The 24,623-nt window shown below is 38.2% G+C and carries 17 protein-coding genes; 6 read left to right on the top strand and 11 right to left on the bottom strand.

From position 1 onward, the window contains the following. Window positions 1-177 precede the first annotated feature (177 nt). Complete coding sequence (locus ABVM49_RS03180; RefSeq protein ID WP_035326904.1) at window positions 178-474, bottom strand: hypothetical protein; 297 nt, start codon at window positions 472-474, stop codon at window positions 178-180. A gap of 191 nt (window positions 475-665) precedes the next feature. On the opposite strand from ABVM49_RS03180, the gene ABVM49_RS03175 reads away from it, so the two are divergent. Genes ABVM49_RS03175 through ABVM49_RS03165 form a run of 3 tightly spaced genes read left to right on the top strand, consistent with a single transcriptional unit; the run spans window position 666 to window position 2,892 of the window. Next, a complete protein-coding gene (locus ABVM49_RS03175) occupies window positions 666-1,679 on the top strand; it encodes a sensor histidine kinase (RefSeq protein WP_405202994.1) in 1,014 nt (337 codons plus the stop codon). After that, window positions 1,676-2,356 (top strand): LytR/AlgR family response regulator transcription factor, encoded by a 681-nt coding sequence (locus tag ABVM49_RS03170; protein WP_405202993.1) that lies wholly within the window; start codon window positions 1,676-1,678, stop codon window positions 2,354-2,356. Before ABVM49_RS03175 ends, ABVM49_RS03170 begins: the two co-directional genes overlap by 4 nt. Before the next feature lie 47 nt (window positions 2,357-2,403). Continuing rightward, the gene (locus ABVM49_RS03165; protein WP_405202992.1) at window positions 2,404-2,892 is read left to right on the top strand and encodes a DUF3124 domain-containing protein; all 489 of its coding nucleotides are present in this window, start codon (window positions 2,404-2,406) and stop codon (window positions 2,890-2,892) included. A 23-nt stretch (window positions 2,893-2,915) separates the two neighbouring features. Here ABVM49_RS03165 and ABVM49_RS03160 read toward each other — a convergent pair whose 3' ends face one another. Genes ABVM49_RS03160 through ABVM49_RS03150 form a run of 3 tightly spaced genes read right to left on the bottom strand, consistent with a single transcriptional unit; the run spans window position 2,916 to window position 6,776 of the window. Next, window positions 2,916-3,854, bottom strand: a complete 939-nt coding sequence (locus tag ABVM49_RS03160) for a carbohydrate kinase (RefSeq protein WP_405202991.1) — start codon at window positions 3,852-3,854, stop codon at window positions 2,916-2,918. Continuing rightward, window positions 3,847-5,193, bottom strand: coding sequence for a sugar porter family MFS transporter (locus tag ABVM49_RS03155; RefSeq protein ID WP_405202990.1), 1,347 nt, complete (start codon window positions 5,191-5,193; stop codon window positions 3,847-3,849). Before ABVM49_RS03155 ends, ABVM49_RS03160 begins: the two co-directional genes overlap by 8 nt. Before the next feature lie 38 nt (window positions 5,194-5,231). Next, window positions 5,232-6,776, bottom strand: coding sequence for a glycoside hydrolase family 32 protein (locus ABVM49_RS03150; RefSeq protein WP_405202989.1), 1,545 nt, complete (start codon window positions 6,774-6,776; stop codon window positions 5,232-5,234). Window positions 6,777-6,982: 206 nt separating this feature from the next. Between ABVM49_RS03150 and ABVM49_RS03145 the strand changes: the two genes are divergently transcribed. The 3 genes from ABVM49_RS03145 to ABVM49_RS03135 all read left to right on the top strand — a co-directional run bounded on the left by ABVM49_RS03145 (window position 6,983) and on the right by ABVM49_RS03135 (window position 11,119). Continuing rightward, complete coding sequence (locus ABVM49_RS03145) at window positions 6,983-8,023, top strand: LacI family DNA-binding transcriptional regulator (RefSeq protein WP_375253457.1); 1,041 nt, start codon at window positions 6,983-6,985, stop codon at window positions 8,021-8,023. Between the two features lie 82 nt (window positions 8,024-8,105). Next, the gene (gene pgmB, locus ABVM49_RS03140) at window positions 8,106-8,762 is read left to right on the top strand and encodes a beta-phosphoglucomutase (RefSeq protein WP_405202988.1); all 657 of its coding nucleotides are present in this window, start codon (window positions 8,106-8,108) and stop codon (window positions 8,760-8,762) included. Between the two features lie 62 nt (window positions 8,763-8,824). Then, window positions 8,825-11,119 carry a glycoside hydrolase family 65 protein gene (locus tag ABVM49_RS03135; protein WP_405202987.1) on the top strand — a complete coding sequence of 765 codons (2,295 nt, stop codon included), beginning with the start codon at window positions 8,825-8,827 and terminating at the stop codon, window positions 11,117-11,119. A 13-nt stretch (window positions 11,120-11,132) separates the two neighbouring features. Here ABVM49_RS03135 and ABVM49_RS03130 read toward each other — a convergent pair whose 3' ends face one another. From ABVM49_RS03130 to ABVM49_RS03100, 7 genes are all read right to left on the bottom strand, one after another. After that, a complete protein-coding gene (locus tag ABVM49_RS03130) occupies window positions 11,133-11,738 on the bottom strand; it encodes a DUF4230 domain-containing protein (RefSeq protein WP_375253459.1) in 606 nt (201 codons plus the stop codon). Window positions 11,739-11,899: 161 nt separating this feature from the next. Beyond that, the gene (locus tag ABVM49_RS03125) at window positions 11,900-12,469 is read right to left on the bottom strand and encodes a pentapeptide repeat-containing protein (protein WP_405202986.1); all 570 of its coding nucleotides are present in this window, start codon (window positions 12,467-12,469) and stop codon (window positions 11,900-11,902) included. Between the two features lies 1 nt (window position 12,470). Next, on the bottom strand, window positions 12,471-13,361 hold the full coding sequence (locus tag ABVM49_RS03120) for a GyrI-like domain-containing protein (RefSeq protein ID WP_405202985.1): 891 nt from the start codon (window positions 13,359-13,361) through the stop codon (window positions 12,471-12,473). Between the two features lie 10 nt (window positions 13,362-13,371). Further along, window positions 13,372-14,727 (bottom strand): vanadium-dependent haloperoxidase, encoded by a 1,356-nt coding sequence (locus ABVM49_RS03115; RefSeq protein WP_405202982.1) that lies wholly within the window; start codon window positions 14,725-14,727, stop codon window positions 13,372-13,374. Then, a complete protein-coding gene (locus ABVM49_RS03110) occupies window positions 14,727-17,972 on the bottom strand; it encodes a VCBS repeat-containing protein (RefSeq protein ID WP_405202981.1) in 3,246 nt (1,081 codons plus the stop codon). Before ABVM49_RS03110 ends, ABVM49_RS03115 begins: the two co-directional genes overlap by 1 nt. 2 nt (window positions 17,973-17,974) lie before the next feature. Then, window positions 17,975-21,316, bottom strand: coding sequence for a VCBS repeat-containing protein (locus ABVM49_RS03105; protein ID WP_405202980.1), 3,342 nt, complete (start codon window positions 21,314-21,316; stop codon window positions 17,975-17,977). Between the two features lie 4 nt (window positions 21,317-21,320). Then, window positions 21,321-24,611, bottom strand: a complete 3,291-nt coding sequence (locus tag ABVM49_RS03100) for a VCBS repeat-containing protein (RefSeq protein WP_405202979.1) — start codon at window positions 24,609-24,611, stop codon at window positions 21,321-21,323. Window positions 24,612-24,623 lie beyond the last annotated feature (12 nt).

The following is a 24,623-nucleotide window of genomic DNA, read 5'->3' as shown; positions in this document are numbered from 1 at the left end:
TTGTCTATGCTGTTTTTTAATATTCTGTGAATGCTAGTTAGTTTTAAGTGAATGGTCCTAAAAGCTGTATCACAGGTTTTTAATGCAGATGATTAATTGTTGAATAAGTAAAAAAAAGGAAACTCCATAATTTCTTATGGAGCTCCCTAACCAAACATCAATCAAACAATTTATATACTATTTCTTACCTCTCGGTTCTCTTCTTTTAGGTTTTGGAGCTTTTTTGAACTCCTTTTCTGTGATAAAACCATCTTCGTTAGTATCTACTTCTTTAAAAGCCTCTTTAAGTGGTCCTTTTATTTCTGACTTGTCGAGCTTATTATCTTCATTTGCGTCCATATCTTTAAGTAATTGTGCAAATGTAGGCGGCTCTTTTCGGTCATTATTTCTTTGCCCTTGAGCACAAGAAACAGATACAATACCTAGCGTAAATACAATCGCTAGTGCGCTCATTTTAAAATTTATCTTTTTCATAATAATTGTTTTTGTGTTACGCTTATTTGACTCCAAAGTTGGCAATTAGTTAATTGTAAATGGGCTGTTTTCTGCCAGTTACCTTTGGTTTTCTGCGAGTGACGTATTTCTATCTATAAATGAGATAAAACAATAGCTGTAATTGCCTCAAAACAGCGATTGTATGAATTTTTATTTACGTTATTTGCGCTATGAATCTATTAGGAAGATATATTTCTCAGGTATTATTATGGCTAGGAGTCTGGAGTACGCTCTGGATATCTGGCGGTCGCGATGCTATATTTATAAGAGATAACGGTCTCGCATTTGTATTACAAGTATTGATTTTATTCGGACTTGTATATTATGTAGTGCCTCGCTTATTGTTTAAAAAGAAGTACCTCTACTTTATTGTTGCCACAGTGCCTGTAGTGATACTATGTGCGTATATCTCATCAGAGTTTGCACCTACACCTGTTAGAAGACCGCCACCTATGGGACTTCAAGGAGGAGCTCCTGGCAAGTTGCCTTCTCGTTTTTTTATACACTTATTAGTCCTTACTATATCAAGTGTTACAGCTATTTTACTAGAGACATTTATTTATGCTCAAGAAAAAGAAAAGAGTTATGCATATGCTCAAGCAGAGCTAAAAGAAGCAGAGCTTAAGTTTTTAAAAATGCAAATCAACCCTCACTTTCTCTTTAACGCGCTAAATAACATCTATGCACTCTCTGTTACAAACTCAGATAAAACGCAAGAAGGAATAAGCACGCTCTCTCAAATGTTGCGATATGTGCTGTACGATTGTGAACGACCAGAGGTATCACTTGGTAAAGAAGTGGAGTATATAGAACATTACATTGCCCTCTTTAAACTCAAAAGCAGTAAAGAGTTTAATATACGTTTTGAACAAGATATCACAAATGAAAATATACAAGTAGCTCCTATGCTATTTGTTCCTTTTATAGAAAACGCTTTCAAGCATAGTGGGATAGAACTAGGAGGTAGTAACTACGTATTTATTTCGCTTAAAGCGAAAGAAAATCACATAGACTTTTATATAGAAAACAGTATGCCTTCAAAACCGCTAGTCACAGACGGAGCCGGAGGTATAGGTTTACAAAATGTAGAGAAGAGACTGGAGATTTTATACCCTCAAAAGCACGAGCTTACTATAAAAAAATCTGATACCTTTAGTGTAGCTTTAAAAGTAAACTTACAATGAGCACCATAAGCTGTATAATAATAGATGATGAAGAGCTAGCAAGAACCCTACTAGAAACCTATGTACAAAAGGTGACCTATCTCAATAGTTTTGGTTCTTTTCAAAACCCAATAGAAGCCCTGTCATTTATAAAAGAAAATCCTGTAGATCTTATATTTTTAGATATACAAATGCCTGAGCTCAAAGGAACAGAATTTGCGAGCATCATCGCTACAAGTAAAAGTAAAGTGATATTTACAACAGCTTACTCTGAGTATGCATTAAAGGGTTTTGAACTTAATGCTCTAGACTACCTGCTCAAACCCATTACCTTTAACAGGTTTTTAAGCGCAGTAGAGAAGTTTCCGTTACAAGAAGTACTAGTAGACCCTACACATCTAGTCATAAAATCTGGATATGATCTTTATAAAATCGTTCCAGACGAAGTGCGCTACATCGAGAGTGATAGCGAGTATGTAAACTACCATCTAGAAACAGGTAAAAAAATAATCGCAAACCAGTCACTAAGTAAACTTATAAAAACCTTACCAACCTCATTTTTAAGAGTACATAGGTCTTTTATAGTAAACGGTGATAAAGTCACGGGTTTAAAAGGACGCGATCTTATTATAGGAGATAAAAGAATACCAGTAAGTGATAGCTACTACGATACGGTGAAGAAATCATTATTTAATTAGTACTTTTAAGTATTATGAAAACAACTGCTGTACATATAATATGCATTTTGCTTTTGGCATTAAGTGTCATAAGCTGCAATGAGCAAGCTCAAGTAAGTTCTGTAAACCCAGAAAACTGGGGAGCAAGAACGGCTACATTACCCACTGGTGATACGCTAGCTGTAGGGAAGACGTACCTGTCTATCTACTCTCAAATTTTTAGTTACTCAGAGCATAAAACGCATAACTTAACGGCTATGGTAAGTTTACGTAATACTAGTGATACAGATACGGTATATATAAACAATGCATCATATTATGATACACACGGCAGGTTAGTACGTACATATTTTAATAATGCAATATATCTATCACCACTTGAAACTACAGAGATTGTGATAGATGAAAAAGATGTCACTGGTGGTACGGGGTCTAATTTTATATTTGAGTGGAGTACACCTGCAGGAGCATCAGAGCCGCTTTTTGAGGGTGTAATGAGCTCTACTATGGGTCAACAAGGATTATCTTTTACCACCCAAGGGAAAAGAATCAAATAGGTGAGTAGCTATAAAATTACTCTCTAGCTTAATAGGTTATTAATCTCATCATTAGTAACTACAGGGTTTGCACCTGCTTTACCAGCAACCAGGCTACCTACTGCACAAGCAACTTCTAGGGCGTCTTCGGCAGTCTCACCAGAGAGAAGCCCAAAAACTAATGTTGCCAGAAAGCTGTCTCCAGCGCCTACAGTATCTACCACCTTTGCAGGAAAACCTACTTGTGTATGTATGCCACCTTTATGATAGAGCATCGCACCTTCAGACCCTAGCGTTACACAAACTGTAGGAGTCTCTGTCATTGCACTGAGCATTTTTAACTCATCCTCTAGTGTGTCACCCTCTATGCCCATTGCCATCACGATGAGCTCAAGCTCTTCATCATTAAGCTTTATCATATCTGCCGCCTCCATTAGGCTCGCTACAATTTCAAGATCATAATGAGGAGCGCGTAGGTTAAGGTCAAAAACAGTAAACTTAGATCGTTCGGCAAGTACCTCAATAGCTTCAAGATTTACAGCAGTTTCAGCCATAGTGCTATCTTCATCAAGGGCTTCAAGTATATTTCCGCTTTCGCGAAAAGCGAGACTACCTATAATAAGAGCATCTGCAGCGGTGACTGCTTCGGCATTTTTTTCATTCCAAGCGATGGCATCCCAAGCAGTGTCTTGAGCAATCTCATATGAGGCACTTCCAGCTTTGTCTAAGGTGACCTTTACTTGTCCTGTAGGTTTGTCATTGCGTTGTATCAGAGCCGTGTCGAGCCCCTTTTCCTTTATAAGCGCCAGGGCTACTTTACCTAAAGCGTCATTTCCCAAAGATGAGATCATAGACACATCTACCCCAAAGGAGTGTAAACGTAGCGCAACATTAAGTGGCGCGCCACCTAATCGTTTCTCATCTGGGAAAACATCCCATAATATCTCGCCGTAACTGGCTATTTTAAGTGGTGTATTAGGCATCTGTAACAAGCTCTTTTTCTAGTTCTTCTAGGGTACGTCCTTTGGTCTCTGGCATAGCAATAATTGCCCATAATAGTTGGAGTACCATCATTCCTGCAAAGAAATAATAAATATTCCAAAGATGGTCTCTCATTATGCCTTCTTTATCATCTATAAAAAATGGAGTTACGAGCGTTATGACAGCTGCAAAAACCCAGTGTGTACTCGTACCCCAAGATTGCCCATAAGCGCGCACGCGATTTGGAAAAATTTCTGAGATAAAAACCCATATAACAGCCCCTTGTCCTATAGCGTGTGACGCTACAAAGGTACAAATGAAAGTAAGTAAGAGGGCTGGACTTAGTTGCATCTGGAAACAAATACCTACCATAATAAGGCTCACAATATAGCCTACAGATCCTATCATTATAAGTTGTTTTCTTCCTAGCTTGTCTAGTAATCGCACGCCTATAAATGTAAAGATGAGGTTTACAATACCTATCGCAATAGAGTTAAAGAGCGACTCAGAACCGCCAAGACCTGCTTGCTCTAATATTTGTGGAGCATAATAGAGCACAAAGTTGATACCAGATAACTGATTAAAAAAGGCGATAAGAAAACCTAACCATAATACTTTTGAATATTTCTTTTGGAAAAGATTTTCTGAGGTTTTAGTTTGCTGTAAGTCTAGTTTTATTTCTTCTAGTCTAGACTGTGCAGCCCCAGCTCCTTCATATATTTTTTGTAAAACAAGCATTGCGCCTGCATCATCTTTTTTCTGTAGTACGAGCCACCTCGGGCTGTTAGGCACTTTCATCACCATAAGAGTATATATAAGTGCAGGTATAGCTTCTACACCTAGCATCCATCGCCAGTCGTTTGTACCGTCTACACCTTTAAGCAGCCAGTTTGACACAAAGGCAATGAGGATACCAAAGACGAGCCAGAACTGATAGAGACCTCCCAGTTTACCACGGTTAGACTCAGAGCTTATCTCAGATATATAAATAGGTGCCGCCACAGATGAGACTCCCACACCAATGCCTCCTATGAATCTAAAAGCCGAAAATGAATACGGGTCTTGTGCTAACGCACAGCCTATGGCTGAAACAAAAAAGAGGATTCCTATCCAGAAGAGTGTCTTTTTACGTCCTAATTTTTTAGTAGGAAAACCACCTAGTAGAGATCCAGCCACGGTCCCCCATAATGCCATACTCATTATAAAAGTACCGTGCATAAATGGCGATAAATTCCATAACTCCTTTATGGGTGAGTTTGCACCACTTATAACTACCGTGTCAAAACCAAATAAAAAGCCAGCGAGGGCTACGGTAATACTCCATTTTGTAATTTCTTTCATATGCCTTGTTTAGGGTGATGAGGTCGCGTGCTTCTACACTACTTCCATATTCGTTTTATTTTGCTCACTTTTAAATCTACGATTGTAGCATTCTCACTTGTAAACGTGAGTGCGGTAAACGGTGTGGTAGGAAAAATTTGATCTGTAAATACAGTGTTCCCGCCATCTATAAAAATCTCAATAGATGATGCATCCATTACAATACTATAAGCTACATCAGTAGGACTGTCAATAATGGCTGGTGCAGTGTGAACTTTATCGCCAAAGGATGGTTCAAAGCTTACAATGCCAGATTTTCTCCGGTCTAGATAGTAACTCTTTGTGCTGCTATCATAACCAAATTTTAATGATTCCTTATTGACATTTGTAAAGTTGAGTTTAAAGTCATCTAGTTTACCGGGTATTTTAAAATCTAAGCGTTGCTCGTTATAATCTTTGCTCGAGAGAGACATTCCATTCTTCATCGTATCGTGTACTACGGTTGCGTAAGCATATTCATCTAGAGAGGTGACGGGATAGTTTTTAAGGTAAAAGCCATTTCTATTGTTTTTATGAAGAGTAAGCTTTCGCGAAAGCGTCATAGCACTGCGCCACGCTTCTGTAGGGGTGTCACGGGCATAGTTCCAGTTGCTCATCCAGCCTATAAACGTACGATCTGTATCTGGCAGTCCATTAAAAGTAACGCCGGCATAGTTATCTGTACCGTAGTCTAGCCATTTTATTTCCTTTTGTTTTGTAGTAAAGGTGGTCCCGTCAAAGTCACCTACAAAATACTGAGTTCCCGATCCACCATTTGGCGCGCCAGGATTAATACTTATAATCAAGACCCACTTAGTCTCATCGCTTCCCTCAACTTTGAGCGGAAATAAGTCTGGACACTCCCAGACGCCGCCGTGAGCTCCTATATTTTTTCCAAACTCACTCATAAGAGTCCAGTTTTTAAGATTTGGGCTCCTATAAAATTTGGCGTGATCACCAGCGACAAGTGTCATCACCCATTGCTCAGTATTGTCATCCCAGAATACTTTAGGATCTCTAAAATCTTTGATGTTTTCGTCATTACTTATAACGGGGTTGCCACTATATTTTTTCCAAGTTTCACCTTCATCTAGACTATAAGCTATACCCTGAGTTTGAAAATCTTTACGTCCTGCTTTTTCACCTTCCATAAGGTGATAGGTAAAAATAGCAACCATAGGAGGGTTGTCTTTTGTCCCTAAGCCAGAGGTGTTATGTATATCCATCACAGCGCTACCAGAAAATATAAGACCTAGCTCATCTGGATATAAGGCAATGGGTTTGTGCTCCCAAGAGATAAGATCTTTTGAGGTGGCGTGACCCCAGTGCATAGGTCCCCAGACTATGTCTTCTGGGTAATGCTGGTAAAATAAGTGATAAGTGCCGTTGTGGTATAAAAGCCCGTTGGGGTCATTCATCCACATTGTGGGTGGAGTGAAGTGGTATTGAGGACGATAGTTTTCGCGAAAGCGGTCTTCTACCACAGCCACTTCATTTACAGGAGTTGTTTTTTCTTTACAACCTATAAGAGTGAAAAGTGCAAGAATGATAAGAAGCTGCTTCATTTTTTACTATGATTTTAGAACTTTAAGGCTCTCCTAGTTTAATTTTAATTCATAGGTGGACTAGTTAAAGCATCCTAAAATAGGTCAAAAATTCACATTTTGATAATAAATATAATAACTTATTAAGAATACATCGTTTTCGTACCCAAAAGGATTTGTTTAAATTGTACTATAGCTTTTAGTAAGCCTATTTTTACGATACCATTATGAAAAGAAAACTCACCTTAAAATTAATTGCCAAAGAACTTGATGTTTCTATCTCTACTGTCTCAAAAGCACTGCGTGATAGTGCAGAGATAAGTGAAGACACACGCCAGAAGATTAAAGCCTTTGCAAAGCTGTATAATTATAAGCCTAATAATATTGCGTTAAGTCTTAAAAACAGAAAGACGCGCACCATCGGGATAATTATACCGCAAATAGTGCATCACTTTTTTACCACTGTAATACGTGGGGTTGAGCAAATGGCGAGGGAGCACAATTATAATGTGATTATCACTCTTTCTAATAATGATTTTGATAAGGAAGTTCTTAATATGGAGCTACTTGCAAATGGTAGTACAGATGGATTTATCCTTTCTTTATCAAAAGAAACAATGCAAAAGGACGACTTTAGACACCTCACAGAGGCTATAGACCAAGGGATGCCTGTTGTAATGTTTGACCGTATAGTAGATGAGATACCTTGTGATAAAGTGCTTATAGATGACCGTGAGGGGGCAAAGCTAGGCGTAAATCACTTGATTAAAACAGGCTGTAAAAAGATAGCCATCATCACTACAGAAGATTATATCACCGTAGGAAAGTTGCGTACTAAGGGGTATATGGAAGCCCTTGAGTCTGCCGGTATTACCGTAGATAAAGATCTAATTTTAAAACTAGATGCTATAGATGAGCTTAATGATAAGGCAAAGGCTCGTATCAAACATTTCTTAAAAGGAAAAGACATAGACGGTGTATTTACGATAAATGAAATTTTTGCCGTGACCGCTGCCAAATATATTATGGAAGCAGATAAAACCATTCCAGAAGATGTGAGTATCGTGAGCTTCTCAGATGGCGAGTTATCTCAACACTTTGTACCTAGCCTCACTACAGTAAGCCAGCACGGAGAAGAGATGGGGCGTAAGGCAGCAGAGTTACTTATCAATAAACTAGAGCGACCAGAAGAAGAGGTAGAGCAATATACCACCGCATATATAGATACAAGTCTCATAGAGCGTGAGAGCACAAAGAGAGTAAAATAGGGCTATTACGCTTTCGCGAAAATTAAACACAAACACATCGAGTTATAACCAAACAACTCTGATGACCGAAAATATATTGAAATTGAAAAAGAAAGCATTCCTTTTTGACCTAGACGGAGTTATAGTAGACACTGCAAAATTTCACTATCTCGCCTGGCGTAACCTTGCCAAAGAGATGAATTTTGACTTCACAGAAGAGCAAAACGAACTTTTTAAAGGGGTAAGCCGTGTGCGATCGCTAGAGATATTACTAGACCTAGCTTCATATGATGCAACTCAAGAACAAAAAGACAGGTGGCTCATCCAGAAAAATGAAGAGTATCTTAAGTACATAAAAGGGATGGATGACAGTGAGATCTTACCAGATGTAGTGAGAGTACTCGATTTTTTAGAAGAAAAAAATCAAGGTATTGCACTAGGTAGCGCAAGTAAAAATGCGCGACCTATCTTGACTAAGCTTGATTTATTAGATAAATTTCAAGCGATTGTAGATGGTAATGATGTGACAGCAGCAAAGCCAGATCCAGAAGTATTCTTAAAAGGAGGAGAAGCTTTAAAAATAGAACGTACAGATTGTGTCGTTTTTGAAGATTCTATTGCCGGTATACAAGCTGCAAACAGCGCAGGTATGATAAGCATAGGTATAGGAGAGCAAGATGTGCTACACGAGGCAAACTACGTTTTTAAAGACTTTACAGAGATGAGTAATGCTTTCCTTCTAGAACTTATAGAAGCATAAATTTAATCTAACTACAACTATCATCAAGTATGAGGCTAGCTCATACGAAAGACTACCATAATATGCATATAGATTATATCACTCCAAATGATTGGTCCATTATAGAGGATGGATGGAACCCAAATAACGTAAAATCATCAGAGAGTCTTATGGCGCTAGGTAATGGTGCAATGGGGCAACGCGCAAATTTTGAAGAAGATTATAGTGGCGCGACCTTTCAAGGAAGTTATATAGGAGGTGTGTATTACCCAGATAAAACCCGCGTAGGCTGGTGGAAAAATGGGTATCCAGAGTACTTTGCAAAAGTGCTCAATGCGCCTAGCTGGATAGGTATAAAAGTAACAGTAAACGGAGAGAGTCTGGATTTACATACCTGTAAAGAGGTAAACGATTTTCGTCGTGAGCTTGATATGAAAGCTGGTGTATTGTACAGAAGTTTTAAAGCCACCCTACAAAATGACGTTGAGATTGCAGTAAAAGCAACACGTTTTTTAAGTATGGAGATGGATGAGGTAGGTGCAATTAAGTACGAAGTGACACCTATTAATGTAGACGCTACAATAAGTTATGAGCCGTATTTAGATAGCGGTATCACTAATGAAGATTCAAACTGGGATGACAAGTTTTGGAACACGCTAGAAGTTTCAGAAAATGATGATATGGCTTTCATCACCGCACATACTATGAAGACGGAGTTTCACGTATGTACGATGATGCAAAACAAGCTTTTTATAGATGGTGATGAGATTACGCTTTCGCGAAAGCGTTCTCAAAAAACTGCAACCTACTTAGGTCACGAGTATAAGACAGATGTTGCCAAAGGAGAAACCTTTGCCATACAAAAAATAGGAGGTTATGTAAGTAGCCTTAATCACGATAAAGATGGTCTCATAGCAGTGGCAACAGACGTACTAAATAAAGCAACAGGCTTAGGATATGATGCTTTGCTAGCTTCTCAAAAGGAAGCCTGGGCAAAAACCTGGGAGATGTCTGACATCACAATTGAGGGTGATACAAAAGCACAGCAGGGTATACGTTTTAATATCTTCCATCTTAATCAAACATACACGGGGCAAGATAGCCGTCTCAATATAGGTCCAAAAGGGTTTACTGGCGAAAAATACGGAGGTTCTACCTACTGGGATACCGAGGCTTACTGTATTCCATTTTATATGGCTACCAAAGATCAAAGTGTTGCAAGACAGTTACTCACCTATAGGTATAACCAGCTTGATAAGGCTATAGAAAATGCTCAAAAACTAGGTTTTACAAACGGAGCGGCACTATACCCTATGGTTACTATGAACGGGGAGGAATGTCACAATGAGTGGGAAATCACCTTTGAAGAGATACACCGTAACGGCTCTATGGTTTATGCTATATATAATTACGAGCGTTATACAGGAGATACGAGCTACATTCCAGAAATGGGGCTTGAGGTAATTATAGGTGTAGCGAGATTCTGGAGACAGAGGGCGACTTTTTCTAAGGCTAAGAATGCTTATGTGATTCTAGGAGTTACAGGTCCTAACGAGTACGAGAATAATGTAAATAATAACTGGTTTACAAACTATATCGCAAAGTGGTGTCTCGAGTATGCTTTTGAACAAGCAGAGCTGCTAAGAGACACTGCGAAAGAAGATTGGTCACGTATTTCTGGAAAAACGCATCTGTCTTATGACGAGATGCTTTCTTGGAGGTCTACTGCAGAGCAGATGTACTTTCCATACTCAGAAGAAAATGGTGTGTACCTACAGCAAGATGGTTTCTTAGATAAGGAATTAATCACCGTAGCAGATTTACCAAAATCAAACCGACCTATTAATCAAAAATGGTCTTGGGACCGCATACTGCGCTCTCCATACATAAAGCAAGCAGATACGTTACAAGGGTTCTACTTTTTTGAAGACCACTTTACTAAGGAGCAACTAGAAAAGCATTTTGATTTTTATGAGCCATTTACCGTACACGAGAGTTCATTATCCCCTTGTGTGCACGCTATACAAGCCGCAAAATTAGGTAGGATGGATCAAGCATATGAGTTTTACTTACGCACATCACGTCTAGATCTTGATGATTATAATAAGGAGGTAGAAGAGGGACTGCACATCACGAGTATGGCGGGTACCTGGCAGAGTGTGGTAGAAGGCTTTGGAGGGATGCGTGTAAAGAATGACACACTATCTTTTGAGACCAAAATACCTAATGCCTGGACGGGTTACAGTTTTAAAGTAAACTTTAGAGGCCAGATTTTAAAAGTAGAAGTGGCTAATGATGCAACCAACTTTACACTGGTGAGTGGAGAAGGCTTAAGTATTCTTGTAAACGGAGAAAAGAGAGAGGTATTACCAGCTTAAAGAGCTGGTAAGCCTATAATTTTATAGGTGTACTATCTGTAACTGCATTCCCATTATATTCAAGTGTCCACCCTAGTGAGTTAGTAAGAAAGTAAATTTTAGAAAGTTCTGAGATAAGTCTGTTTTGTGCATTTGAGTAAAGGGTAGAGTTTTTAACTTCCTTTTCAAGCCCTTTTTGCACGCGTGATTTTATGATATTATAATCGCGAGCATTAAACTGGTTGAGGTAGTCTTGTTGCACATCATAATATTCTATATTAGGATTAATCTTTAATTCAGGTTCTGGGATATAGGTAATGCGTACCGTCTTTGTGAGTTCATCAACCTCTGTAGCAACCTTAGAAAGATCGTAAGCGATAGTTGCTTCGGCATTTACGACTACTAGGGCCTTTTTTGTCGCAGAAAGCACATCTACATAGAATTTTTTTGAATCTTCATAGGTAAAGACTTGGGCATAGTTACCTTCTGTAACGATGAGTTTCCCTACGTTTTTTATTTGTTTCTCGATGAGCGCGGTGTTTGCTCTAAGCTGCTCACTTTCATCTTTTGTGTGTTCACAATAACGTACACCAAAAACAATCACAAGTGCAAGAGCTGCCCCAAAAAGTATTTTACGCATAATAGTTTATTATATAACCAAGGTACATAAAATAAAAAGCCGCACATAAGTGCGGCTTTAATGAGTTTCTAAATCCCCCAATTTCGATTCTCATTCTAATGATGTAAATGTAATTGCTTCTTTAAGTTTTAGGTAGGGGTAAATGCCCCTTTATAGTAATGTTACTTAATTATTATTCCAGAAGAGCGTAAAAGTCCAGCAAGATTGTCGTTTGAAAAAAGTGCTCCTTTTAGTATCGTTTGTGTAGGGTTTATTGTGTAGTCTATAGCTGTCCTAAAGTCTGCCCTAAGTAATTTTGAGTTTTCAAAATTGGTTTTGGTTAATATGCATTTGTCAAACCTAGCCTCGCTCAGATCTGCCTCAGTAAAATCTACTTCGGCCATAGGGCAGTCTATAAAGGTTGTTTTTTTAAGTGGTAATGCGGTGAAGTTTGAGAGGTTTAGAACGCTTTCGCGAAAGCGTAATCCCAACATAAAGATATTACAAACACTAAAATCTGCTCCTAGCAGTTTACAGCCGTCAAATAAAACTTGATTGAGACTAGTGCCACCAAACTTTACATTAGTGAGGTTGCAATTTATAAAGGTGCACTCTAAAAAAGTACTGTTTGAGAGATGAAGGTTTTCAAAATTACACTCCATAAATGTGCAATTATCATACTCGCCTTTATCTAAAGGTTGCTGAGTGTAATCTATACCTGTAAACTCTTGATCACTGTAATATGAGCTCATATTATTCTACAATGGGTAAGTAAACTTCTGTCTTCCACCTGCTCTCGTCACCAGCCATATTTGGATTGTTATAAAAGACTTCAGTAGGTTTTAGATCTACTTTAATATTATTGCTCTTTGCATAGTTAAGAAGCGCATACCAAGCACGATCTGATGTAATATAGTTACCGTTATAAATAGCTTTGAGTGCTCTTTGTGCAGGTCTTGACCCATATTTAATGTCTTTTACTACTGGTAAAGAATCCGTTTCTATCATAGGGAATGCAAAGTGATATTTTATACTATCGGTTACCCTGTTCCAGTCTGTGATTTGTACAAAGGGGCGTCCATCTAGCTCAATATCATAAGTAGCCATTGTACCTTGCAAATGCCCTATATCGCGCATCATTCCGTCTGCTTTGAGAATTTGTAGCCCTTCAAGCTCTGTATAGGCATAAAACTTGGCTGGGAGTTCTTCTTCACCTACTATGGTTACTGTAATTCTATCTAGATGATCTTGTAATAACTCGTTAAATTCTAGTACAGTTCTAGTAGCACTTTTTTTAAAGTCTGTGTCCTTAAAAAGCCCATTTATACGATTGTTTATAGAGTGCGCGGGATCTATTACGTGTACCGTAACCTCTGTAAGTGAATCGTGCACTTTGTTAAGTTGCCACTCATATATGTGAGTAGAGTCTTGTACTGTAAATTCTTGAATGATTTGTGTGTGTTCATCACCCAGTTGTACCTCTGTGACTGGCGCGCCTTCTTTCCAGTTTTTTATAGATTGCTCTATAGTACCTAGAGTAGTTTTTGCCTTAATCTTTGCAGTAAAGTCTCCTGGTTTAAGATATAGGTACCATACGCCTGTTGCTATGATACTTACTATTATGAATGCGATAATCTTTTTCATAATAGATGATTTAGTTTGAAGTAACGCCTGTTTCTGTTTTCATATCAAGTTGAGATACGACATATTGCCCAAGGTCTTTTCCTTGGTTAAGACCTATCTCTACAGCCGCACGATAGTGTATACCACCATACATACGACTTATAGCAGCTTCTTGTGCTGCTGCTCTAAAGGATTTAAAATTACGTATAGGTAAACCATATGCAATCTCTGTGTTATCATTAAAAGAGAAGTTGTCCCCAAAAATACTAGTGAGGCTCTCTGCCGCAGCACCAGACACTACTGAGTGGCCACTTACGTACTCTGGAAAAGGAGGTGTTTGTAAAATAGGTTTCCAAGAGTCATCTATATGATCATTTATAAGCGTCTCTGGGCGTATTAAATTAGAGCGGTACTTCTCATCCCAACAAGATATAAAAGCGTCATACATTGCTATGGTTGTTTTTGTATAGGCGTGCAAAGTATGTACTACATCTAGGTCAGCCTTTTTTGAAGCAATTTTTGTAATACCCACCCAGTGACCGCCAGGGGTTATCTTTTTTGTAGCAAACATTAAGTGACCTCGTGTAACAGATACATAAGGATTACAATCCCAAAACTGTGCTATGGCAATTTCCTCAGAGGTATCTCCGTCTTTTGTTATTTGCTGGCTTATGTCATAAACCTCCTTAAGCTCTTTATAAAAATCTGAATCTTCTTCTAGTGAAAATGCTGGTGGTGGTACAGGTTTAAATTGGTCTGCCGTATTAATTACAAATGGTCTTATTTTATTCCAGTGTGGCTCTATTCCATCCATATAAGCGGGTGGTGTAGGTTGCCATCTAGAAGGCTCGTCAGAACGTACAGAGAACTTAGGCATTGTGCGAGTTTGTTTGTAATTATCTCCATCCATCCACGCTGCAATATGATTAGACACTTGTAGTCCATAATCTCTTGAGTGTATAAACTCTTCTTCATTAAGCTCTTGCCAGTTTGCATAAAGACTATCTCTATAAGTCTCTATATCTTGCTCAGAAAATATAAGACGTTTACTCATATCCATATGAGCAACGAGGGCCGCAAGTTCATAGTTGATAGATGCGTCTTCTGCAGGTGTTGGGATTGCTTTAAAATTTGTGAGTTGTCCTGAAAGTGAGGAAAATGTAGGATTGTCTTGAGCTAGTATCTCGTAGGCAGCAATATTAGGATATGCATAAATTCTACTAGCTACTGGAGGCGAGAAGATATCGTGTATAATCACTTCTGTAACTTTATCTATCGCATTATGAAAGTGATCTGGAGTAATCACAATAGGCTCACTCTTTTTTGAACAAGAGCTTAAAGTAATTAAAGCAGTAAGTAGGACTATGAGTGTGTACTGTGTTTTCATTATTGTGTAGTTTCTATTGTATATACCTGTGCTGGTTCATTATTAAAAGTAACGAGCAAGTAATTTGTGTTATTATGTGTTATGATAGATAGCTTACGAACAGACTTTTGAGCAAAATCTAATCCGATGGTATACCCATCTATTATTTCTTGTTCTGATTTTATAAGAGCACCAGGGAACGAATCTAACCTACCGTGATACGGTTTTGTGCCAAAATAATTTCCCCCTACGAGGGCCCCTTTTTTTCCATCATTAGTAAAGTCAAATACTACAAAATCTAGTAGAGGAGCAACTTGTAATGATGATGGGAAAGGTACAAAAGTAAAGGAACCTTTTTCATTTTTTAAGTATCCAGACTTTAAAGTGGTAACATTTAATTCTTGAGCCTTAGATAAACTCTTGGCACCTATAATCTCTGAGATAGTTTTACCAGCAAAATCATTATTTGTACTATATTTCTTTTTAAGAGATACAAGTTGTTTCGCTAGTTCAGGAAGATTTTGAATAGGGTAGTAGTTACCATTTCTAGAAGTAGCAACCAGTGTTTCGGTCTGACCGTTGTTATCAAAGTCTGCGTGATACATTTTGAGCGGCGCACCTTCTGTAGCCGTAAACTTGCTGTTAGTTCCCCAGTTGCCTAGCAGGTAATCCAGATCACCATCATCATCTATATCAAAAGGCGCTATGGTTTGCCATAAACCAGTAAGCATCTTTGTTATTAACTTTTCTTTAGATAGCACGCCATTATTATTTACGTAAAATTGAGGCGCCATCCATTCACCTATTACAATGAGGTCTTTCTGGTTATCATCGTTAAGATCTGTCCACACGGCATCTGTAACCATACCTATATTACCTAGGTTGTTATTTTTATCTACAGTGTATTTGCCATTGTTGTTTTTGAGGAGCACACTTTCTGGTGCTGTACCAAAATCGCCAGTAATTACTTGATGACCTATAAACAAGTCCATATCACCGTCATTGTCATAATCGTTTGGAGCGATAACAGAAGTGTTGCCCAGTAAGTTGAGAGGTTGCTTTGAGAGGCTATCATCTAGTTTTAAGATATAATCATCAAGAGCACTATTAGTTTGTGCAAAATCTGCGCCAGCGGTGCCTACTATAATCTCACCATCTTGAATGATTGCTGTTTTGTCTTCGGTTTTACTATGTTTTTTTAAGGGTTCTATATACGCTTTCGCGAAAGCGGAATCTCCACCCAAGTATATTTGAGACGAAGTAAATTTTGAACTACCAAAATAAATATCATCCACCCCATCATTATTTATATCACCCACTGCGGTAGCTGGACCCCGATCTGAAAGTTGATAAGGAATTAATTTTTGGCGGTTAAAGTCTATATAAGCATCTTCCTTGTGTATGTAATCTATGCCTAGATTTCCTGGTGTTTTTGAGAAGAGTTTTTCATTTTTTGGTAATAAACTATGGTAGTCAAAAGGTGTTGAAGCCCGTGGTGACAGCTTTACCAATGAATTTGTAGTTACGTTGCGTTCAGTTTGGCAAGTGTTATCTGGCCATATAACCTTGAGAGAATCAATAGTCGTATTTTTAGGAAAGCCAAAATGCACTAGAGGCTGTGACGATGCTTGGAACCCTCTGGCGGTATAAAGCTCTTTGTACTGGGTCTTACCTCCTGCATAAGCAAATACTTTAGTACCTATCCCAAAAGGATTCTTAGCTGTGTACTCAAATTTGAGTTGGACATATGTAGCCGTAGTATCTGTCTGGTTGATGTAGAGCGTTGCTTCTTTGTTTATATTATTAACTACAATGTCCAGGTCTCCATCGTTATCTAAATCTGCAAGGGCAGATGCGCCAGAAACAGATGGTTGAGATGCTAGCCACGTCTGTGATTTATCTGTAAAGTTTAAATCTCCATCACCCTTAAATAACCTGTTAGGTGTTGCCCCGCTGGGCATAAGGTCTAGAGCTTCATTATCCAGTAATCGGGACTCGTTAATGCGATTTTGAATTTTATCACTAGAGATAAAGTTTATAAAATCTAGATTGTTAGGTCGCTTAGGAATACCGTTTGCAATAAATAAATCTTGTACACCATCGTGATCAAAATCGGCAAAAAGAGCGCTCCAGCTCCAATCTGTAGCAGCAATTCCAGAAGATAGTGCCTGCTCTTTAAATTGATATCCCGGTTGATTTATAAAGAGCATATTGCGTGTAAACTGGTAGTGATACCCAAAGCGCTCTGTACGTAACTTTTGCGTTTGGATATTATCATCACCTTCAGACGCTTTAAGAGCAACTTCATCATCTGGAAGCATATCTAATGAGATGATATCTGGGAAGCCATCACCGTTAAGATCTGAGTTGTCATTACCCATTGAGAATCTTGAGGTGTGTGGAAAGTGTTCTTTTAAGCTTTCGCGAAAGCGTACACCTCCTTCATTAATGTAGTAGTAATCATCTTCGTGAAAATCATTACCCACATAGATATCTGGCCATCCATCTTGATTAAAATCTGCCACCGAAATACCGAGGCCGTAACCATTTATGCCTCCATAAATACCCATCTGCTCACTTACATCTGTAAAGCGGTTGCCATCATTTCTGAGAAGTTTGTCGCCTGTCTTTTTTGTACGCTTGTTGCGCAGGGATGCTTTGCCAAAAGAGGACTCTGTGTGTATGGCGTGGTTGAGTAAATAAATATCTAGATCTCCATCAAGATCATAATCTAGCACTGCGGCTGTAGTCCCGTAATCATTAAAATCAAGCCCATAGGTTTCTGCTTGTTCTGTAAAAGTACCATCACCATTGTTTATGAATAACTCATCGTGACCAGCGAAATCATTTATACCCACCACAGCACGCACATAGATGTCTAGGTATCCATCTGCATTTGCATCAAACATAATAGCACCGGTACTCCAAGAGTTATTTCCTCCAGTTTTGGAGCTAGTTGTGATGTCTGTAAACTTGAGATTACCCTCGTTGAGATACAGTTTGTTTTGTACTTGGTTGCCAGATAGGTAAATGTCTTGTAGGCCGTCATTATTAATGTCACCCACAGCTACGCCACCACCATTATAAAAGTAGAGGTAATCTAGTATGTTAAGAGAATCGCTCTCTGCAAGTGTATTTGCAAAGGTGACTCCAGTACTGTGTCCAGGTGGAGTTTTGAAAAGCGGCAAGCTCTCATCTACAGTCTCGCGTGTACACGAGACAATGATAAGTGCGATCCATAAAAGTACTAGTGCACCTCTTCTCATAGTTAATTGTTAAGCGCAAAAACTCTAGGTTTACTGTCATTAAGCGCGGCTATAAAGTATGTGTTACCAGCTGCATCTGTAAACGTCTGTAAGTGTTTCATCTCTTCGCGCACATAAAACCCGCTTTTAGTATATGGTTGCCACTCAAAGTTTGCAGAGCCATCACCTAGTAATACACTCCCAAAACTTGCATCTAGTTGAGAATACTGTGGTTTGTACTCAAAGTTATTACCACCCATAACAAGATCAAGCAGTCCATCATTGTTTACATCTGTACAGCTTATACCGCACACACAAGATAATTGTACGCCAGCAGGTAGAGCCTTTAGTGTAAAGTTTCCTTTTCCATCATTTATGGCAACAGCAGACTCAGAGGTGTTAACTTTTTTTACTTTAGAGTTTGCCAGCACCTCTGCAGAGAATAACTCATCTATAGATCTTTTTGCATAATCTGAGGCTTTTATGTTCTGTTTTTTTAGTGATACGATTTGTCCCATTATTTCCTTTTTCTGGTGTAGGGGGTAATCTTTACCATTTTGAGTTATGGTAGTAATTTGTTCTATCGTACTATTTGCATCAAAATCATTTATAAATAACTTCATAGGTGCATCTTGAGTAGGTTTGTAATGAATATTTGTTCCTTCATTACCTAGTATTAAATCTAGATCACCATCATTATCTATATCTGCACTTTCAATACTCTGCCACCAGCCGTAAGCATTATCAAGACTCGAGTTGTGTCTCACAAGTTTTCCATTTTCTAGTTTATATGCTTTTACGGTATCCCACTCTGCAGTGAGTACTAGTTCTTTTATAGTGTCACCATCTATATCTGTCCATACAGCATCTGTAACCATACCAGCAACATTAAGGACAGCTCCTTGTTGAGGTGTTACATTTGTAAAGCTACCTTTACCATTGTTTTGTAATAACAAATGCTTTGGATTAATACCGTAGGTGCTTGTTGTATTTCTAGAACCTATAAATAAATCTACATCACCATCTTGGTCATAATCATAAGGAGCGATGACAGAGGCACCTTGATTTACAGCTGGTAGTAATTGAGCCGGATTAAATGAGCCGTCACCTTTATTTACGTATAAACGTGGCCTGTAAAATGGAGCGCCATCTATCTGGTTTCCTCCAGTAGCTACGATGAGGTCTAAGGCGCCATCACCAGTTACATCTACAAAAGAGGCCGCAGTATCTTCAAAAATTGCAGATTTATCAAAATTTATAGAAGAAGGTACAAGCTTCCCATTACCCTTATGTAAATACAGGGTAGGAGCTTGGTCTTTTGCTCCACCTATAAAAATATCTTCATTACCATCTCCATCTACATCACCTACTGCGAGAGCAGGACCTTCTTGTGAGAGTTTCTTTGCAATAAGCCCCTCGTAGTCAAAATCATTGTACTCATTTTCTTGATGTGAAGTAAGGAGTGTGTTATCTAATTCTCTAAGCAGGGTGTTAGACTCTTTGACTGGGTATTTATATACTTCAGAGGCCTCACTAATTTTAGCCGTAAGTGTTTGGTTCGCATTAATGTTTTTGAGTAGTTGTGTCTTGTCATTAGGCCATATAATACGCAATGAGTCTATAGTTTTTGAAGCTCCTAGACCTATGGTCATATCATACTCCATAGAAGATTGAAAACCTCTAGATGGAACAAGTTCTTGTAAAATAGATTGATTGTCGTGATATAAACGTACAGTAGTACCTACGGCAAATCTATTTTTATCACTACCCTCAAAGTTTAGTTTTATATAATTATGAGATTCATCTACTACAGAGTTGTTTCTGTAAACAAATGCATCCATATTTACATTATTAACCACAATATCTAGATCACCATCATTATCTAGGTCACCATAAGCAGCACCATTAGACATACTCTCTAGGCCTAGGCCCCAGTCTTGTGCCTTGTTTGTAAATGTTAAGTCCTTCTGGTTTTGATAAGCATAATTAGGTAGTGGTTTTACAGGCATTTTATTAATGATAGAATCAACTGGGTGCGTTTTACCATTGACCTTACTACGTATAAGTTCATTTGCAAAGAAGTCTACAAAGTCTAAATCTGTGAGGTCGTGGTTAATACCGTTTGTAATGTAAATGTCTCTGTAACCGTCATTGTCCATATCAAAAACAAGACCCGACCAACTCCAGTCTGTGGCCTCAACACCACTAAAGTATGCTGTTTCAGAAAATGAACCATTGCCGTTATTTATTTGCAGCGTGTTCTGAATGAACTGCTGGTAAAAGTCGTCACGCTGTTTACGTTTATACACATTATAACCGTCAAATTCCATTACAGACTTCACGCGCTCCTCTCCATCGGGAAGCATATCTGTGATAAAAATATCTTGCAGCCCATCGTTATTTATGTCTGAGATATCAATACCCATCGCAGAGAGTGATAGGTGAGAGGTCCACTCTTTAATCTCTTCTGTAAAAGTGCCGTCTTGGTTATTTATATATAAATAATCACGCTCAAAGAAGTCGTTTGATATATAAATATCTGGCCAGAGATCTTTATTTATATCTGTAACTACAACGCCTAGCCCAAATCCTATAAGAGAGCCATATATGCCAGACTCTTCACTTACATCTGTAAATACTCCACCGTCGTTGCGCATAAGTAAATCACCTACACCTCTAGTATCGCTATCTACATTTGCCCAATCTTGTGCACGTTTATCCCGTTGCCCTTTGTTACCTAGACTACTCACAGGTACATTACTATTGTTAAGGATATATGCATCTAGATCACCATCTTTATCATAATCAAAGAAGGTCGCGTGTGTTGTAAAGCCAGAGGTGGCGAGATTATACTCTTTTGCGCGCTCAGTAAAAGTGAGGTCACCATTGTTAATGTACAGGTCATTATCGTGACTGTTTTCCTTAAGGTTGCCAGCATTACTTACATAAATATCTAGAAGTCCATCTGCATTAACATCTGCCATTGTCACCCCAGTAGACCAAGGTTTGTTACCCTCAATACCAGCGCTTTTAGAAATATCTTCAAATTTAAAATTGCCTTTATTGAGATACAATTTATTCTTCCCCATATTTGCCGTTAGGTAAATATCTGCAAGTCCATCATTATTTATATCACCTATAGCAACACCGCCACCATTATAAAAATTACGGTATTTAAAAATGTTGAAATCTGCTTGATTTTTTATGCTATTTATAAAAGAAATACCTGTGCTGTCTGGCGACATTTGTGTAAAAAGTGTCTCCTTAGTGTCAATATCTAGACTTGCACTTTCTTTATTACAAGAGCATAGAAAAATGGTAAAAGTTACTAAGGCAAAAAGCCTGTATGTTTTTAAAATGTCCATAAGTTTATTCTTCTTTTCTAAGAAACAATGGAGTGTCATTATTTCTACCAACGATGATGTATTTTTCTCCAGATATCGTAGTTGTGTCAATGCTTCTGGAAGCACCTAAAATATTGAATTTTGTCTTTTCTGCCACGTTAAAAAAGCCCTTTTTATCATTGTAAAGGACAATACCTTTTGAGCCGTCTAACCTGCCTAACTGTGTACTTATCTGGTAATCATTACCTACTAGAATAAGGTCGTTATAACCATCATTATTTATGTCATCTACAAGTATGTCGTGTACAGATGAGACTTGTGCGGGTAATGGTAATTGTCTTTTGGTAAAGGTGCCATCTCCTTTGTTTTCAAAATAAACAGAGGCAAGCTCTGTGACTTGTTTTACTGTTGCGGTTGTAAGCTTGTTGCTAGGTAGTAAATCTTTAAATTCCGCTTTCGCGAAAGCGTTATAAGAAAGATACTTTTTATTGAGTTGTGGTAGCTGTTTTACAAGTTCGTCTTTTGTGGCAATAGTCGTCTCTGCTCCTTTGTAGAAATAGGTTACTATAGGGTCAAGTTTAGCATTATCATCAAAATCTTGGATATATAACTGTACTGGCGCTCCCTCCGAAGCCTTGAGGCGGGTGTTGAGTCCCCAGTTACCAGCAATTATGTCAAGGTCTCCATCGTTGTCAAAGTCTTCTACTTTTAACGAATTAAACCAGCCTGTAGCGTTTTCTAAGCCATTATTATGTTGTTTTGAAAGCTCCTTACCGTCATTGAGTAAAATTGTGGGAGCCATCCAGTGACCTGCAACTACTGCGTCTGGATAACCATTATTATCTATATCTTGCCACTGTATGTCACGCACATTACCAATGTCTGTAAAGTCTGAGCTATAACTCTTTGTGATATTACTAAAGTTACCTGCACCATCATTACTAAAAAGATATTGTTGCGGTGTTGTCCCAAACTCTTGAGGGATAACGTCACTTGTTATAGAAAGATCTAGGTCACCATCTTGCTCTAGATCTACTGCACGAACAGTAGATGCATTTACAAAGATGTTGTCGAAAGCGTTTTCAACTTGTTTAAGCCCTTCTTGAGTATTGAGATACAACCTAGGTTGTAGCGCACTGCCTGTTCGTATCTCATTGCCACCACTCACAATGATAAGATCGTTGAGCTCGTCACCATTTGCATCAAAAATGATAGCGTCTATATCTTCGGCAATTGCGTGTGTGTGATCATTAGGAAGTTCTTTTTGAGTAAATTTTCCTAAAGTGGTTTGCAGTTGTAACGAAGTTATTTGAGATTTTGCGCCTAGGGTTATAAAATCTTCTAGGCCGTCATTATTTATATCACCTACGCGTATGGCTTTGCTAAGATTAGTAGAACTATATGGTACTAAAGGATTGCGACTAAACTCTACGGTAGCATTTTCATTATGACGAAAGGGAATTAGGGTGTCATTTATAAAACGTGTTATAGGAGTTATCTGTATACTATCATAAAAATTGCCAGAGGCATTTTTATAATCTAGAGTTATCTTTTGATTAGAAATAATAGTTTTTAGCTTTTGTGTTTTTCCGTCTGGCCATATCACTCTTAAAGAGTCTATGGTATTCACAGTATCTAGACCTATAAATAGTTCTGGAGCAACAGATGATAGAAAGCCACGCGTAGTATAATTTTCAAAATACTGTTTACCTTGCGTACTGTATACCTCCACCTTTGCACCGATACCAAATTTATTGTGATGCGTACCATTAAAAGCCACTTTAAGATAGTTTCTTGTGGTGTCTATTTGTTGTGTCGTATTCTCCAGTATGTAAGCAGCTTCATTTACATTATTTATAATGAGGTCTAGATCTCCATCATTATCTAGATCTGCATATGAGCTTCCATTACTAAATGACGTTTTAGGAGCTATCCAGTCTGATGAGGTGTTTGTAAAAGTTGCGTTTCTATTATTTTTAAAGAAGTAATTTTCTGTTTTTTTGCTAGGCATTTCTTCTATAAAAGGAAGTTCACCATCAGTCATATTTTTACCTAGACGTTTCTGAATATTATCATTAGAGATAAAATTGATAAAGTCCATATCGTTAGTAGCTCCTAGTATGCCATTTGTAATGTAAAGGTCTTTATGTCCATCATTGTCAAAGTCTGCTAAGAGGGGAGACCAGCTCCATTCTGTACTCGCTACGTTGCTCAAAAATGCCGTTTCGGTAAAGGTAGCAGCGTCGCTATTTATGTGTAGCGTGTTCTGCATAAATTGTGGTTTGTAGCCTTGCTTTAGATTATTTGAAAATATAGGGTAGTTATATTCGGCACCAGATGTTTTTAAGGTGTATGGATCTTCTGGTAACATATCTACAGATATGATATCAGAAAGGCCATCATTATTTATATCTGCTATATCATTTCCCATAGAGAAGTGCGAGGTGTGACCTAAAACTCCTGCACTGCTATGTATTTCTTTAAAGGTGCCGTTTTTTTGATTTAGGTACAAATAGTCATCTTCAAAAAAGTCGTTCCCAACATATATGTCTGGATAACCGTCGTTATTAATATCGCTAATACTAATTCCTAGGCCGTAGCCTATTTTTGATGCATATATATTCGCTTTCGCGGAAGCGTTATAAAAAACACCGTTTCTATTTTCTAGCAGTCTATCGCCATTTATAGTATCCCTAGTTTCTCGCTGGCTCCCTCTGCCAAAGTAAGCATTGGGGTAGAGTGAGTGCGATAGTAGGTAAGCGTCAAGATCTCCATCTAGGTCATAGTCAAAAAAGGCAGTCTGAGTGTTGAGGCCTTTAACGTCTAATTGATACTTGGACGCTTCTTCTTTAAAAGTAGGTACACCATCTGTAAGGCCTTGATTTATATATAGTTTATTTGAGCCTTTAAGATTGAGATGACCAGATACTTTGGAGATATAAATATCTAGATATCCATCACTATTTATATCTACTGTAGTAACGCCAGTGGTCCAGCCGTCTCTGTTGTTTATACCAGAGGTGGTGGTTATATTTTTAAATTTTAAGTCACCTAGATTTAAATATAGATGATCTTGTTGAAGATTTGAAGTGAAGTAGATGTCTATTAGGCCGTCGTTATTAAAGTCGCCTGTAGCAACGCCAGCACCGTTATAGTAGTAGAGATAATTAAGTATGTTAAGCTCTGGTGATTTTGTGAGCTCATTTGTAAAAGTGATTCCAGTATCTATTTTATGTACAAAGCGGTAATTTTTCTCTGGCTGTGAGCAGGAGAAAAGAAACATACATAGTAGGAGTAGGGGTAATGAAGTTTTCACTTAGATAAATTA

It is taken from the genome of Dokdonia sp. LLG6352-1 (genome assembly GCF_045055815.1).
Lineage (GTDB): Bacteria > Bacteroidota > Bacteroidia > Flavobacteriales > Flavobacteriaceae > Dokdonia > Dokdonia donghaensis.
This window is presented reverse-complemented; position numbering and strand designations above follow the sequence as displayed.